The following is a 14,047-nucleotide window of genomic DNA, read 5'->3' as shown; positions in this document are numbered from 1 at the left end:
GCGATCTGGGCGTCTGGGCGCCTCATACATCATCAGCTTATCAACAGATCAAAACGGGAGGCTGACGAAAAACTTGTACAGCCCCCCGTTTCGACGTTGAGAGAAGTCGTTTCCTCTTATAGTTGATGCGCATCCTCAATCTCGTCTTTAATCTCTTCGCGGAATCCCTCAATGGCCCGTTCTCGCCGTTCATTTTTGGCCTCAATCGCAGCCCTGTCCGAAGCTTTCATTTCCTCCTCATGCGCCTTCAGAAAGTCATTCGCTTCCCGGAGGTTGGCCATGGTATTCTGAATCGCGCGCTGGAGTTTCTCCACATTGTCACTGCGGTCATCCGGCTTTGCCATATATCGACACTCCTCTCCGACAAAATGGGCGAAAAACCGAGCATAGCGTGCCTTGGTTGGGGGACTTTTATGCTATTGTTATACGGGCCGCCGGCAGTCAAGCCTTATATAGGATCTCCATGCGAGGTGTAAATGCGTTGAAATCATTCTGGAAATCACTTCCGCTCTCCATCCAACACGTCTTTGCGATGTTCGGATCGACCGTCTTGGTTCCCTACATGACCGGTCTCGACCCGGGAAGTGCCCTCATCGCCAGCGGCGTAGGAACGCTGCTGTTCCATCTCATCACTCGCGGCAAGGTGCCGACCTACCTGGGTTCTTCGTTTGCCTTTATCGCACCCCTGACGCTGTATGTGGGGAAGTACCACTCCCCCGGACAAGCCGCTGCGGGGCTGGTCAGCGTAGCGGTGGTCTACGCCGTTGTGGCGTTGCTGGTGACCCAGTTGGGGTTTGATCGCGTCCGCCGCGTGATTCCCCCGGTAGTCGTGGGCCCCGTCGTCTCCGTCATTGGTTTATCGCTGGCGACCACGGCGGTCACGAATATGGCCGCCGTGCACTGGGATGCCGCCATCATCAGCCTGGCCGCCGCTATCGTAGCCTCTTTGGTCGGCCCACGGCAAATACGTATTGTCCCGCTGCTGATTGGGATCATCGTCGGCTACATTTACGCATATCTGCGGGGGATGGTCAATCTCCAGCCAGTGGCAGGGGCGCCCGTCCTATCGTTGCCCCACTTTACGATGCCGCATTTTACCTGGAACGTCATCTTGGCCATGGCGCCCATTGCTCTGGTCACGATGGTCGAAGACCTCGGACACATGTTCGTCCTCAATGAAATTATTGGCCGGGACGTGACAAAAGATCCCGGGTTTGCTGCGGTGCTTTGGGGGAATGGCGCTGCCACAGTTCTTTCGTCCTTGTTGGGAGGACCGGCGCAGACAACCTATGCGGAAAACCTTGGCGTGTTGGCGATTACGCGTCAGTATTCCAGCCGTATTATACAGGGAGCAGCCGTCGTCGCCATCATTCTCGGTTTGTTTGGCAAAGTCGGAGCACTCATTCACACCATTCCGGTACCCGTCATGGGGGGAATCAGCATTCTGCTGTTCGGCATGATTGCTGCGATGGGCATCCGGCATGTCATTGAGGAACGGGTGGACTTGACGAACATGAAAAACCTGATTGTGGCAGGGATTATTTTTATTGTCGGGGTGGGCTATCCGAACAACGGGGTGGCATTTGCGACACTGGCGGGCTTAATCATCTATTGGCTGCTTCCCGATTTGAACCAAAACAGGGATGATCACTGATTTCATATTTCACTGCTTGCGTGGGCAGTGTAAGGACTGTCGGACACGACCAGGGGGGCTGTGTGATGACATCGAGACGCAAGTCGATTGGACGTGGCGATGAGGCCTCTGGAGCGGTTGCCAGCGCCCTGGCCAGCCAGAGCATGGCACGAGGAGAACCGGAGGAAGAGCTGATGCGGCGTCAGCAGAAGCGGGCAGAGGTAATGCGCGCTTAACCGACGGCTACCTATTGCCGGTCGGGGTTGCACACAAATCCCAAGTCCGACAGGAGACCCGGCGATGTGCCGGGTCTTTCCTTTCGCGACTGTCCATAAACCGCTTTTTAGGTCCGGCGGTTTCTACCATAGCCAGACAAAATCCGACTCCTGTATACTAGACAGAGAAGATTGTCGGATGGATACCGTCCCGGTCTGTGCGAGTCGCAGACATTGGGATACAAAGGGGAGTTGTCATGCTGGTTGTGGGTTTTGTGGCCGGTGTCATTGCAGTCATCCTACTGTTGTGGGGATTGACGCGATTGGTCCGCCGATATGTAAGTCGTTGGCATTTTATTGGTTTTTTGGTCCTGGCGTGTGTGTCTCTGGTAGCGCTTTACCTGGGGCGTCCCCATTATTCGCTTGCGTCTGTGAAGACCGCCGCTGCGCATTCACACGCCTACGTGGTTCACGTCAACACGGTGACCCGCGAGCAGAAACATTTGGAATCGTATGCGGCCGACATCATTCAAAGCGTCCGTGCCGCGCATCCAAACGCTTCCGCCGTGGCCGTCGAATTTTATATCGGGTCCAGTTCCTCTTGGCAGGCGCGGGCAATCTGGGCGCCAAATGGCGATTGGCAGGCGGGCTTACGGCCGAATACCCAAACGTTGGCTCCTTACCGTACGGTGTTTGATTATCAACTACCCTAACGCCGGCGCCAGCGTGGCCGCGTGCTGAGCGGCGCTCGCACCTGCGAGGTGACCGGTGGAAAAGGCGACGGTGATGTTATAGCCGCCCGTATGGGCATGTACGTCCATCACCTCGCCCGCGAAGTACAGACCTTTGCATTTCTTGGACGCCATGGTGCGCGGATCGATTTCCTTGATGGACACACCCCCGCCCGTAACCGTCGCCTGGGCGAGGGGCAACGTTCCGTCAATCGGAAGTGAAAAGCGCTTGCTGACCTGTACCAGCTGCGCGAGTCCGTCGTTTGGCAAGTTGGCCATCGTGAGACCGCCATCGATTTGGGTTCGCACGAGGATGGCGTTTGCGAGGCGCTCGGGCATATGTTCGGCTAAGCAGGTCTTGACATGTTTGCGTGGCGTTACTTTACGGGCCTTGCGCAGGTGGTTGTCTAATTCACCCGAACTCACGTCTGGAATCCCGTCAATTTCTGCGCTCAAACGAACGTTCGCATCCTTCAACATCGCTGTGGATACGTAGTGGCTGCAGCGGAGGGCGGCCGGGCCGCTGAGGCCAAAATGGGTGAACAAGAGGTCGCCCGTCTCAGTAGTCAGCCGACGCCCATCTTGGCGCCGGATGGTCACACTTGTTCCGCGTATTGACAGCCCCTGCAAGGATCGACTCCGAATCAATGGATCCGGACTGGTTAGCGGCACCTCGGTCGGATAGGGTTGAACAATCGTATGACCAACGGCACGCGCCCAAGGGTAGGCGTCTCCCGTACTGCCGGTCTTTGGAACGCTACACCCGCCGGTTGCCACAACGACAGATAGAGTCTCAATGATGCGGCCATCTTTGAGCGATACTCCGGTCAGCACCGGCCCGTCGATGTCCGAGCGTGTACATAGAGCCTGGACGGGGCAATCGAGCCACATCGCGACGCCAATGTCCAAGACATGGGAAACCAGCGCCTGCACGACCGTCTGCGCCTTGTCGCTGATTGGAAAGACACGTCCTCGGTCTTCTTCTTTGAGTCGGATTCCCAGCCTTTCGAAAAACGCCATGACGTCCCGGTTGCCAAAGCGCGTCAGGGCTGAATACAAGAAACGGCCGTTGCCAGGGATGTTTTCCAGCAGCTCGGGCAGAGGTTTGGCGTTGGTCACGTTGCAGCGGCCTCCGCCGGAGATGCCCAGCTTTCGTCCGGGCTTATGTCCTTTCTCCAGGATGAGTGTACGGGCTCCCGCCTCACGCGCCGCGATGGCGGCCATGAGTCCGGCGGGGCCGGCCCCGATGACCACTACATCCCATCCCCTGCGTGGCTCTACCATCCGACCGCCTCCTAAAAGTGCGTGTCCGTACAACCGCTAAAATCGCTTCATCAGTTTAACGGAACCCGAGGTATACAGGCAAATCTCCCAGTCGTTTCGTTTTCGCGTTGGACTGATCTACAATGGGGGACGGTGTCAGACCACAAGAAGGTGGGTGCAGCATGAATCCATTTCGCTTTCACAATCCGACAACGTTGTATTACGGAAAGGGCCAGATTGAGCATCACTTGGCCGAGGAAGTGCTACAGTACGGGAAAAGGGTCCTCCTGGTATACGGTAGCGGCAGCATCAAGCGAAACGGTCTTTATGACAAAGTCATGACGATATTGCGTGACGCGGGCGTGACTGTGTTTGAGCTTTCTGGAGTTGAGCCCAATCCTCGCTTGAGCACGGTTTATCGTGGGATTGACCTGTGTCGCAATGAATCGATAGACCTGATTTTGGCGGTGGGGGGCGGATCGGTTTTAGACTGCGCCAAGGCCATCGCGATGGGGGTGAAGTTTGAAGGAGACGTGTGGGACATCTATCAACGCAAAGCGCAGGCCACCGATGCGCTGCCGCTGGGAACTATTTTGACCCATGCCGCGACCGGATCGGAAATGAATTCGGGTGGCGTGATCACCAATTGGGATACGAAGGAAAAGCTCGGCGGGGGTTCACCCTACACGTTCCCGCGCTTTTCGTTCTGTGATGCGGAAAACACGTTCACGGTGCCCCGTGAGCAGACGGTATACGGCATCTGCGACATGCTGGCGCACTGTTTCGAGCATTATTTTCATCCGACCCCGAACACGCCGCTGCAGCAGCGGCTGATTGAGTCGGTTATGTCCACCATCATCGAGACAGCTCCGAAGGTGTTGGAGAATCCGACCGATTTTCAGGCTCGCGAGACCATCATGTACTGCAGCACGATGGCGCTGAACGGCATGATCAGCATGGGCATTGAGGGAGACTGGGCGTGCCACGCCATCGAGCACGAAATCAGCGCGATTTATGACATCCCGCACGGTGGTGGATTGGCGATTGTCTTCCCACAGTGGATGGAACACGTGTTGTCCGCCGGGCCGCAGCGGTTTGCCCAGCTGGCGGTTCGCGTGTTCGGCGTCGACGCCACCGGCAAGAGTGTCGAGGAGCTGGCGCGGCTGGCGGTGGAGGAGGTTCGCGCGTTCTATCGTCAGATTGGCGCGCCGATGCGCCTAGCCGATTACGAGATTGGCGCGGAGCAGCTGCCACGGATGGCCAAACAGGCCGTACGCTTTGGGCCCATCGGTCACTTTAAGCAGTTGCATGAGCAAGACGTCTTGACCATCCTTCAAAACAGCCTCTAAGAGACCCAGGGTGGTCCCCTGTTGATTACAATAACCTAATCGCTTCGAACGCCATGAGTTCGGCATATCGCCGATTCGTGGCGTTCGTTTGTATTGAAAAAGGAGGGGGCATGAATCCCCCTCCTACTCGATTCCAGCCACAAGTTTGAAGTTCGTGTTCATTATTGCGCCGTGCCGCGCACGAAGTTGCGCAGGACGGTCTGCAGGATGCCGCCGTTGCGGAAGTATTCGATGTCCACCTGGTTATCCAGACGCGCGGTGGTGGTGAATGTAAAGCTCGATCCGTCCTCACGCGTGGCCTTGACGGTGATGTCCTGGCCGGGCTGCAAGTCGCCGTCCAAGCCGAGGATGTCGAACCGCTCGCGGCCGGTGATGCCGAGCGACTTCCAGCTGTCTCCCTGTTTGAACTGCAGCGGCAGTACGCCCAGACCCACCAGATTGCTGCGGTGGATGCGTTCAAAGCTTTCCGCGATGACCGCGCGCACCCCGAGCAGGATGGTGCCTTTCGCAGCCCAGTCGCGCGAGCTGCCCGTACCGTATTCCTTGCCGGCGATGACAACCAGCGGCTGACCGGCTTCCTTGTACTTCATGGCCGCGTCATAAATTGGCATGACCTCGCCCGTCGGCAGATAGGTGGTGTAGCCACCCTCGGTTCCCGGAGCCATCTGGTTGCGGATGCGGATGTTCGCAAACGTTCCGCGCATCATGACCTCATGGTTCCCGCGGCGCGATCCGTACGAGTTAAAGTCGGCTGGCTTCACGCCATGTTCACGCAGGTACTTGCCGGCCGGGCTGTCGTAGGCGATGTTACCCGCAGGCGAGATATGGTCGGTCGTTACCGAGTCGCCCAGGAGCGCCAGCACAGCCGCGCCTTCGATGCTCTGCGCCTTTGGCACGTCCGCAGTCAGCCCAACAAAGAACGGCGGCTCCTGGATATAGGTGGAAGCTTCGTCCCACTGGTACAGTTCGCCTTCCGGACTGGACAGGGCGTTCCAACGCTCGTTGCTGTTGAACACGTTGGCGTACTTCTTCTGGAACAAGTCCGGTGTGATGACCGAACGAATGACCTCTGCCACTTCGTTCGAAGACGGCCAGATGTCCTTCAGATACACCGGATTGCCGTCTTTGTCCTGACCGATGGGGTCGCTCGTCAGGTCGATGTCGACCGTTCCGGCCAATGCGTAGGCAACTACGAGCGGCGGTGAGGCCAGGTAGTTGGCACGCACCAACGAGTGGATGCGGCCTTCAAAGTTGCGGTTACCGGACAGCACCGCAGAGACGAGCAGGTCATTCTCTTTCACCGCGTCGGAGATAGCATCCGGCAGCGGGCCGCTGTTCCCGATGCAGGTGGTGCAGCCGTACCCGACCACGTCAAAGCCTAACTGCTCCAGGTAGGGCAAAAGCCCGGACTTTTCCAGGTAGTCCGTAACCACGCGTGACCCGGGAGCCAGGCTCGTCTTCACGTAGCCAGGCGTCTTCAGACCTTTTTCGACCGCCTTTTTCGCCAACAGACCGGCGCCCACCATGACCGTCGGGTTGGAGGTATTCGTGCAGCTGGTGATGGCGGCAATGACCACCGCGCCCGGCTTCATGGTCGATTCGACACCTTGTGGATAGGTGACCTTGACTTCCTTTTTCACGTCCGCGTCGCTGAGCCCAAATCCACCCTGGTCGAGCGGTTTTTGCAGCGTCTCTTCGAACGTGGACTTCATTTTCGTAAGCTCAATCTTATCCTGCGGTCGCCGCGGTCCAGCCAACGTCGCCTGGACATCGCCCAGGTTCAATTCCAAGGTATCGGTAAAGACCGGATCGGGCGTAGCATCCGTGCGGAACAAGCCTTGTTCCTTGCAGTATGCCTCTACTAGGCGAATCTGGCTCTCGTCGCGGCCGGTGCTGCGCAGGTAGTTCAAGGTTTCCTGGTCGACCGGGAAGAAGCCCATTGTCGCTCCGTATTCAGGCGCCATGTTGGCAACCGTCGCGCGATCCGCCACGCTGATGTTGCTCAGGCCCGGTCCGTAGAACTCGACAAACTTGCCGACAACGCCTTTTTTCCGTAGCATCTGCGTGACCGTGAGCGCCAGGTCGGTGGCCGTCGCGCCTTCGGGCAGTTGACCGGTCAGCTTAAAGCCGACAACCTGCGGCATCAGTTGATACAGCGGCTGGCCTAGCATGCACGCCTCGGCTTCGATGCCGCCGACGCCCCAGCCGAGAACGCCAATGCCGTTGATCATTGTCGTGTGCGAGTCGGTCCCGACCAGGGAGTCCGGGAACACGACCGTCTCGCCGTCCACCTCGCGCCGTCCGACGACGGACGCCAGGTATTCCAGGTTTACCTGGTGAACGATACCCGTGCCGGGTGGAACAACGCGGAAGTTATCGAACGTCTTCTGCGCCCAGTGCAGGAACTTGTAGCGTTCTTCGTTGCGTTCGAACTCGCGTTGAATGTTGAATTCGAGCGCCTCTTTCGATCCGAACGCGTCGACCTGCACGGAGTGGTCCACGACCAAATCGACCGGAATGAGCGGGTTAATGCGCTTCGGGTCGCCGCCAATCCGCTGCATGGCGGCCCGCATGGCGGCCAGGTCAACCACGGCCGGCACGCCGGTGAAGTCCTGCAGCAAAATGCGCGCCGGCTTGAACGGCACGTCGGCCCGCTGCGGTGAAGCCGCATTCCAATTGGCGAGCGTCTTGACGTGCTCCTCGTCAATTACCCGACCGTCATATTGGCGCACCACCGCCTCCAGCAAAATCTTGATGGAGAACGGGAGTTTTGCAACGTTTGCAATCCCTTTCCGTTCCAGTTCCCCAAGGTGGTAATAGGTGAACTGGTTGTTGTCGACCGTCAGCTTCTTCTTGATGCCGAACGGGTCTTGCAATTGGTTCGCCATTACGTTCCCCCCACTCTGTCAGCGTCTTGTCGACATCCATTTTCGCAGATGTGGCGTTCCGTTGTCGAAGGCAGATACGAAAAGCCGATGAGGCAATTTCAAATCCCAATAGAAGAATCCGCCTTGAGGATCCGCCTCAGACACAGAGTTGACACACAAAGTTCGTACCTTTGACACTCTACTCCCTTTTTGTGACCGTTTGCAAGTGGAGGAGAGACTTTTTCTTGCAATGAACGGACGGATCGCGGCGGTTGTGGTGCAAGCGTATGAAGCGTCTTACCAACGGACATGCTGACGCACGACTTGAGTATTGCCCGATGGCAGGTTGATGGTCAGTTGCAGGGTATCGGTGGTATCGTCGTAGTGGGCGGACGCGAGCGGATGGGTATCCCCGTTTTTAGACCGATAGACGATGGAAAGGAGTTCCCCCTTATCATACAGGTAGTATTTTTGCATGAGGCGCGTGATGAACGCCTGGCGCTCGCTTGCCGAGATGGGACGGGGGACCGTGAGCATATACGACACTGGGTCCAGTCCGGTACCCGAATCAATCACCGTCAAGGTGCCTAGGTGATGGGTGGTGACGTACTCCATAAACGTGTGCTTGTGGGTGGCTTGTCGGGCGGTGGCAATGCGATGCATGACCGGGATTAGGGTCAGCACTAGGGCCGTGATGATGACCGCCATCAAGACAATCCAAGCTCGGGTGCGCCATTGCTGTCGGCCGCTCTGGACACGGTCGATTTGCTGGGAATGCATCCACGTTCCCCCCTAAAAAAACGATGTAAACGAAGGATTGCTACAATTATTAATTATACAGCGTATATGCACTTCACCGTATGACCTTCTGGAATGTCAACGCCCTGACACATTCTTTAGTTATGGAAAGGTGTATCTGACTACCGGTTGGTGCTATCTTGAAAATGGCGATCAGAGGGGGCATGCAACCAGTGATAAAGCGACTGGCAGTCATCTTGTCCATGATAGTGACCGTCTTTATCGGCTTTGGACTTGTGATCCCGGTGTTGCCGATGATGGTGGCCGACGTCGGGGCTAAGCCGTATCACCTCGGCTTGATGCTGGCCGTTTATTCGGCCGTCGCCTTTTTCATTTCGCCGTGGTGGGGGCGGTTATCCGACCGTGTCGGCAGAAAGCCGGTCTTGGTTGTCGGCCTCATCGGTTTTGCACTGAGCTTCTTCCTATTTGGCCTGGCCAAGGATATGCTCTGGCTGATGTATTTGGCGCGGATTATCGGCGGCGGCTTTTCGGGCGCCGTGACCGCCACGGCGATGGCGTACATTGCCGATGTCACGGGGGTAGAGGATCGGACACGCGGGATGGCCTTTGCGGGCATGAGCATCGGGCTCGGTTTTATCATTGGTCCCGGGGTGGGCGGATTCCTGTCCAAGTTCGGCGTCGCTGTGCCGTTTTTTATCGCGGCCGCGTTGGCCCTAGTCAATGCCATCTGGGCGCTCTTATCCCTCAAGGAGCCGCCGCGGGAAACGCGGGTTGCGGTGTCCGTGACTGGTCAATCGCGCTGGGCAGCCTTTGCAGGTCCGTTGAAATACATGTACCTGGTGGATTTTATCGCTCAGTTCACGATAGCGGCCCTGGAAGGCTGTTTTCAGTACTACGAGATGTGGAAGATTGGCGCAACGCCGATGCAGATTGGCTACATGTTCTTCATTTCCGGGATTGTGGGGGCGCTGATACAAGGCGGTATTGTGCAACGCTACGTGAAGCACGGCCGTGAAGTGCCGACGCTTTACCTGGGGTTGGCCGTGTCGGCACTCGGTCTGATTCTGGTTCTATTTTCGCACAGCTTCTGGACCGCAGCCTTGTTTATGACGATTTTTGGCGCAGGCAACACCGTCTTGAAACCCACCGTGACGTCTTTGGTCAGTAAGCGTACGACGGTCGGTCAGGGGCTGGCATCTGGGCTCTTGTCGTCGATGGATTCACTCGCCCGCATCATCGGTCCCTTACTGGCCACCCTCTTGTATCAGTGGGATAAAGGGCTGCCCTTTGTGGTGGCTGCGGTGGTATGTGTCATCGGTCTTGGTTTGGTTCTGGCCTTTCGCCGGTCCGAGCCTGAGCGGACGGGCGCGGCTACGGAAACTGCCTAACCCACCGATATTCTTCCTCACATCCGTCTCACTTCTTACATCCGCCGCCGCGGTTGCTTGACTCGCGGCGGCGTTTCTATGGTAAACTGTATACGTATTCTTCGATTTTGTTCCACTTTTTTGTGCATTTCCTATCGGAATCTTGTTTTGAGTTTGAGAGTATGCGTAGGGCATGGTCGGTACGGGGCTTTGACGGCAAACCTGCAAAGGAGGGGGCAGCGTGTTCTCATCGTGGGTGCCGGTGGAGCTGACCCAGATGGCGCACAATACGGACTCGTTTTTTTACGTCATGCTGGGCGTCGTGACCTTCTTTTTCGTTTTGGTGGAGGCGCTTCTTGTCACATTCTTGATTCGCTATCGCCGAACTCGGAGAAATCAGGTCGGGGCCGCTGTGCACGGAAACACCAAGATGGAAATCATCTGGACGCTGGTACCTACCGTCATCTTGGTCTTTCTGGGCGCCTTTTGCGTACCGTACGTGTATGCGCTTCAAAAACCGCCAGCACAGGATATCACCATTCGCGTCACTGGCCACGAGTGGTATTGGGATTTCGAATATCCGAACGGCGCCCATTCAAGGAAACTGGAGGTGCCAGCCGGGACGCCGGTCCTTTTTGACATCACCTCGGCCGACGTCATCCATGGCTTCTACATACCCGATGTGCGGTTGCAGCAGGACGCTTCGCCAGGCCGAATCACCCAATTCTGGATTACCATCAAACCCAACATGGTCGGACACGTCTTCGATGTTCTCTGCGACCAGTTCTGTGGAGCAGGCCATTCGCAGATGTACGCCACCGGCAAGGTCGTAACTCTGGATGAGTTTCAGCAGTGGGTCGCGTCTCTCAAGAAATGAGTGCGACGTAAATCGTGACGGATGACAGGCGAAAGGCCATGGCGCTTATTGTCTGAACGACCTCTTATCCACTTCAACCAGCGAGGTGAGGATTCATGGAGGCTGTACTCAGCCGCCCGCGCCCGCGTCGACAATCTTTCTTGCGGGAGTGGATACTGACCGTTGACCACAAGAAAATCGGCATTATGTATGGGGTCACGGCCATTTTCTTCTTTCTCCTTGGTGGTTTGTTCGCGCTGTTAGTTCGCACCGACCTGCTCGTCCCGCAAGGCGTTTTCGATCCCCAGTCGTATAACGAGTATTTCACGATGCATGCCACCATCATGATCTTTCTGGTCATTATTCCCTTACTGACTGGGGCCTTTGGCAACTACCTAGTGCCGTTGCACATCGGAGCTCGGGATATGGCGTTCCCGCGGATGAACGCACTGAGCTACTGGCTCTATCTGGTCTCGGGCATCATCATGCTGCTCAGCATGGTCGGCGGGATGCCCGACGCGGGTTGGACGTCCTATCCGCCCTACAGCGTATCCGCGAAAGGGGCCGGCATCGACTTCTGGATTTTCTCGCTCCATATTGCGGGGTTATCCTCCATTCTTGGCTCCATCAACTTTATCGTGACCATCTTCAAGATGCGGGCGCCGGGGATGACGTTTAATCGCATAAGTTTATTCACATGGAGCATTTGGGTGACAGCTTGGATGCAGTTGTTCGGTACGCCCGCCTTGGCAGGCGCCATCACGACATTGTTGTCAGACCGCCATTGGGGAACGGTTTTTTACGACCCGAACGCCGGCGGCGACCCGATGTTGTACCAGCACCTGTTCTGGTTCTACTCGCACCCGGCGGTATACATCATGATTCTCCCTGCGTTTGGGATTATCTCTGAGGTGTTGCCGGTCTTCTCGCGTAAGCCGATTTTTGGTTATCGTGCCATTGCCTATTCGAGCGTGGCCATCGGTTTCCTCGGCTTTTTTGTCTGGGCTCACCACATGTTTGTCGCCGGAATGCAGATGTCGGAAGGAATTCCGTTTATGATTTCGTCGCTCATCATCGCCGTGCCGACATCCGTAAAAATCTTCAACTGGCTTGCGACCATGTGGAGAGGTTCGGTGGAGTACTCGGTGCCGATGATGTACGCATCCCTGGGATTCATCGGTTCTTTCATCATCGGCGGTTTTAGCGGCGTGTTGGTGGCCGCTGTACCGCTGGATATGCACCTGCACGATACGTACTTTGTGGTCGCGCACATCCACTACGTACTGTTCGGTGGGAGTGTCATGACCATCATGGCCGGGTTGCACTTCTGGTTCCCGAAGGTGACCGGCCGCATGTTCAACAATACCCTGGGCTACGTTTCCTTTTGGTTTTATTTCGTAGGCACCCAGCTCACGTTTTTCCCGATGCATTTCCTGGGCTTGGCCGGTATGCCGCGACGGTATGCCACTTACCCACCTCAGTATATGTTCTGGAACGATGTGGCAACGATTGGAGCGTACATTTTGGGGCTCGGGACGTTGCTGATTGTGGCCAACTTATTCTGGTCGGCGAAATATGGCGTGAAGGTGGGGCCAAATCCCTGGGGGGCCCGCACGCTGGAGTGGCAGATTTCCTCTCCACCGCCCGAGCACAATTTTGATGACATGCCAACCGTCACCGACAATCCGTATCAGCCCTATGGCCCACCGAAGCCGGATACAGAACCCAATCCGGCGCCAGCGTGATTGGATGGGCACACAACATGCTGCGAATGACACCTATTTTACCTCTTGCATCCATAGACGCGACGGTTTGGCACGATTATGTATCGTTGCATCCGTTATAACCTGCCAAGGAGGGGATGTGAAACATGGCGGTACCCGTAGAACGCGGGCATGCGGGCCATGAGGAACACATCGATCCGCAAGCCAACGCCAACCTGGCGGTATGGCTGGGGTTGGTTGCGCTCACGTTCATGTCCGCGGTGTTCGTCGCGTCGAATGTGTATCTCAGGGGATGGAACCCAGCGAAGTTTGTTTTGAAGAACCAATTGCTGACCGACCTGCCGTACTGGGATACCCTGCTCCTGATTGTGTCAGGGGTGTTGGTCGTTGTGGCTGGCGTTTTCTTTGCCAAAGACCGGTGGCGGGTTTTTAACTCGGTGCTGGCCCTGGCCGTATTGTCCTGGGTGGCCACGGCGCTGATTCAGTTTCGCCTGATGTTATGGTTTGCCGGGTACAGCAAACAGATTAAAACGATAGATGGGCCGACTTCGATGATTGTCTTTGGTTTGACCGCCGTCTCGGTCATTCTAATTGCCATCGCTGGCTGGTACGCGAGCTTTGCGAACAAGCGCAAAATCAACGAGTTTTTCCCGGTTGCCATGAATGTGTGGGTTTACACCGTCATGTTTGGCATCGTCGTGTTGTTGATGGAACGCGTGCTGACCGTTGGACAGTTTGCCGCCTGGTGTGGCTTGCACGCATAGGGGGAAGATGGCATGCAGCTCATTGCGTTTGCCCTAGGACTGTTTGCGTTTGTCGCGGTCTTTCTGTTGGTGTTGCGTTACACCGCGTATCTATCCAATGTGAAGAAAACTCGGCGGGTGCCGCCGGCACCGGGCGCTCATGCCGTACGCGTAGCTTCGGAAGGTTCTGCGGCCGGCGAGGACGCGTGAACCAAGGCCGTCATCCGGTGCCTTGGGTGCCCAGGCAAGAAAAAGCGGGACTTTATCCCGCTCAGTCTTTCGCGTTGTGATTTTTCATGCGTACCCACTTGCGATTGCCGTTGCTCGTCTCTGGAAACGTATCGCCCCGTTTCAGGTAAACCTTCTGGGGGTCACGGATGGAGGCACTGTCCGGGTGTTCCCCAACCTCGATGTAAAAGCCGTCGTTGGGGACCTCCCAGCCTGGCTCAAACTGCTTGTGTTGTCCCAACTCAGCCACTCCCTGCTTTCGGCTTTCCGAAATAAAGCCAATACAGCCGTCCCGCGCGGGACGGCTGTAGT

The 14,047-nt window shown here is 56.7% G+C and carries 14 protein-coding genes; 9 read left to right on the top strand and 5 right to left on the bottom strand.

Annotation, left to right across the window (positions count from 1 at the left end):
- Positions 1–116 precede the first annotated feature (116 nt).
- A complete protein-coding gene (tlp, locus tag H522_RS0107740; protein ID WP_026961885.1) occupies positions 117–344 on the bottom strand; it encodes a small acid-soluble spore protein Tlp in 228 nt (75 codons plus the stop codon).
- A 188-nt stretch (positions 345–532) separates the two neighbouring features.
- On the opposite strand from tlp, the gene H522_RS18255 reads away from it, so the two are divergent.
- The 3 genes from H522_RS18255 (at position 533) to H522_RS0107725 (ending at position 2,561) form a co-directional block, all read left to right on the top strand.
- Positions 533–1,654 (top strand): solute carrier family 23 protein, encoded by a 1,122-nt coding sequence (locus tag H522_RS18255; RefSeq protein WP_245578054.1) that lies wholly within the window; start codon positions 533–535, stop codon positions 1,652–1,654.
- Positions 1,655–1,719: 65 nt separating this feature from the next.
- Positions 1,720–1,869 carry a hypothetical protein gene (locus H522_RS21850; RefSeq protein ID WP_169726626.1) on the top strand — a complete coding sequence of 50 codons (150 nt, stop codon included), beginning with the start codon at positions 1,720–1,722 and terminating at the stop codon, positions 1,867–1,869.
- A gap of 236 nt (positions 1,870–2,105) precedes the next feature.
- Positions 2,106–2,561, top strand: coding sequence for a hypothetical protein (locus H522_RS0107725; RefSeq protein WP_026961884.1), 456 nt, complete (start codon positions 2,106–2,108; stop codon positions 2,559–2,561).
- Here the strand turns inward: H522_RS0107725 and H522_RS0107720 are convergent.
- Entirely contained in the window at positions 2,553–3,863 is a 1,311-nt protein-coding gene (locus tag H522_RS0107720) for a BaiN/RdsA family NAD(P)/FAD-dependent oxidoreductase (protein ID WP_026961883.1), read from the bottom strand. The two genes, H522_RS0107725 and H522_RS0107720, sit on opposite strands and share 9 nt — an antisense overlap.
- 161 nt (positions 3,864–4,024) lie before the next feature.
- On the opposite strand from H522_RS0107720, the gene H522_RS0107715 reads away from it, so the two are divergent.
- Positions 4,025–5,191 carry an iron-containing alcohol dehydrogenase gene (locus tag H522_RS0107715; RefSeq protein WP_026961882.1) on the top strand — a complete coding sequence of 389 codons (1,167 nt, stop codon included), beginning with the start codon at positions 4,025–4,027 and terminating at the stop codon, positions 5,189–5,191.
- A 161-nt stretch (positions 5,192–5,352) separates the two neighbouring features.
- On the opposite strand, the gene acnA is transcribed toward H522_RS0107715, so the two are convergent.
- Both acnA and H522_RS0107705 read right to left on the bottom strand, forming a co-directional pair.
- Positions 5,353–8,079: an aconitate hydratase AcnA gene (gene acnA / locus H522_RS0107710; RefSeq protein ID WP_026961881.1), complete on the bottom strand. Its 2,727-nt coding sequence runs from the start codon at positions 8,077–8,079 to the stop codon at positions 5,353–5,355.
- A 276-nt stretch (positions 8,080–8,355) separates the two neighbouring features.
- A complete protein-coding gene (locus H522_RS0107705; protein WP_026961880.1) occupies positions 8,356–8,838 on the bottom strand; it encodes a hypothetical protein in 483 nt (160 codons plus the stop codon).
- 191 nt (positions 8,839–9,029) lie between these two features.
- Between H522_RS0107705 and H522_RS0107700 the strand changes: the two genes are divergently transcribed.
- The 5 genes from H522_RS0107700 to H522_RS21470 all read left to right on the top strand — a co-directional run bounded on the left by H522_RS0107700 (position 9,030) and on the right by H522_RS21470 (position 13,717).
- Complete coding sequence (locus H522_RS0107700; RefSeq protein WP_026961879.1) at positions 9,030–10,205, top strand: tetracycline resistance MFS efflux pump; 1,176 nt, start codon at positions 9,030–9,032, stop codon at positions 10,203–10,205.
- A gap of 220 nt (positions 10,206–10,425) precedes the next feature.
- Positions 10,426–11,061, top strand: a complete 636-nt coding sequence (gene coxB, locus H522_RS18250) for a cytochrome c oxidase subunit II (RefSeq protein WP_051344034.1) — start codon at positions 10,426–10,428, stop codon at positions 11,059–11,061.
- A 95-nt stretch (positions 11,062–11,156) separates the two neighbouring features.
- Positions 11,157–12,785 carry a cytochrome c oxidase subunit I gene (ctaD, locus tag H522_RS18245; protein ID WP_051344033.1) on the top strand — a complete coding sequence of 543 codons (1,629 nt, stop codon included), beginning with the start codon at positions 11,157–11,159 and terminating at the stop codon, positions 12,783–12,785.
- A gap of 125 nt (positions 12,786–12,910) precedes the next feature.
- Complete coding sequence (locus H522_RS0107685; protein ID WP_026961878.1) at positions 12,911–13,528, top strand: hypothetical protein; 618 nt, start codon at positions 12,911–12,913, stop codon at positions 13,526–13,528.
- Positions 13,529–13,540: 12 nt separating this feature from the next.
- Positions 13,541–13,717 (top strand): hypothetical protein, encoded by a 177-nt coding sequence (locus H522_RS21470; protein ID WP_155836267.1) that lies wholly within the window; start codon positions 13,541–13,543, stop codon positions 13,715–13,717.
- A 61-nt stretch (positions 13,718–13,778) separates the two neighbouring features.
- On the opposite strand, the gene H522_RS0107675 is transcribed toward H522_RS21470, so the two are convergent.
- Entirely contained in the window at positions 13,779–13,985 is a 207-nt protein-coding gene (locus tag H522_RS0107675) for a YjzC family protein (protein ID WP_420535288.1), read from the bottom strand.
- Between the last annotated feature and the right edge of the window lie 62 nt (positions 13,986–14,047).

Origin of the sequence: Alicyclobacillus herbarius DSM 13609 (assembly GCF_000430585.1) — a bacterium.
GTDB lineage: Bacteria > Bacillota > Bacilli > Alicyclobacillales > Alicyclobacillaceae > Alicyclobacillus_G > Alicyclobacillus_G herbarius.
The sequence above is the reverse complement of the archived record's forward strand: the minus strand, read 5'-3'. Positions and strand labels throughout refer to the sequence as shown.

Bases quoted from the DNA above. Each gene is read 5' to 3' on its own strand.
- ctaD (WP_051344033.1), top strand. From the start codon at position 11,157: ATGGAGGCTGTACTCAGCCGCCCGCGCCCGCGTCGACAATCTTTCTTG.
- H522_RS0107725 (WP_026961884.1), top strand. From the start codon at position 2,106: ATGCTGGTTGTGGGTTTTGTGGCCGGTGTCATTGCAGTCATCCTACTG.
- H522_RS21470 (WP_155836267.1), top strand. From the start codon at position 13,541: ATGCAGCTCATTGCGTTTGCCCTAGGACTGTTTGCGTTTGTCGCGGTC.
- H522_RS21850 (WP_169726626.1), top strand. From the start codon at position 1,720: ATGACATCGAGACGCAAGTCGATTGGACGTGGCGATGAGGCCTCTGGA.
- acnA (WP_026961881.1), bottom strand. From the start codon at position 8,079: ATGGCGAACCAATTGCAAGACCCGTTCGGCATCAAGAAGAAGCTGACG.
- tlp (WP_026961885.1), bottom strand. From the start codon at position 344: ATGGCAAAGCCGGATGACCGCAGTGACAATGTGGAGAAACTCCAGCGC.
- H522_RS18255 (WP_245578054.1), top strand. From the start codon at position 533: ATGTTCGGATCGACCGTCTTGGTTCCCTACATGACCGGTCTCGACCCG.
- H522_RS0107720 (WP_026961883.1), bottom strand. From the start codon at position 3,863: ATGGTAGAGCCACGCAGGGGATGGGATGTAGTGGTCATCGGGGCCGGC.
- H522_RS0107685 (WP_026961878.1), top strand. From the start codon at position 12,911: ATGGCGGTACCCGTAGAACGCGGGCATGCGGGCCATGAGGAACACATC.
- H522_RS0107705 (WP_026961880.1), bottom strand. From the start codon at position 8,838: ATGCATTCCCAGCAAATCGACCGTGTCCAGAGCGGCCGACAGCAATGG.
- H522_RS0107715 (WP_026961882.1), top strand. From the start codon at position 4,025: ATGAATCCATTTCGCTTTCACAATCCGACAACGTTGTATTACGGAAAG.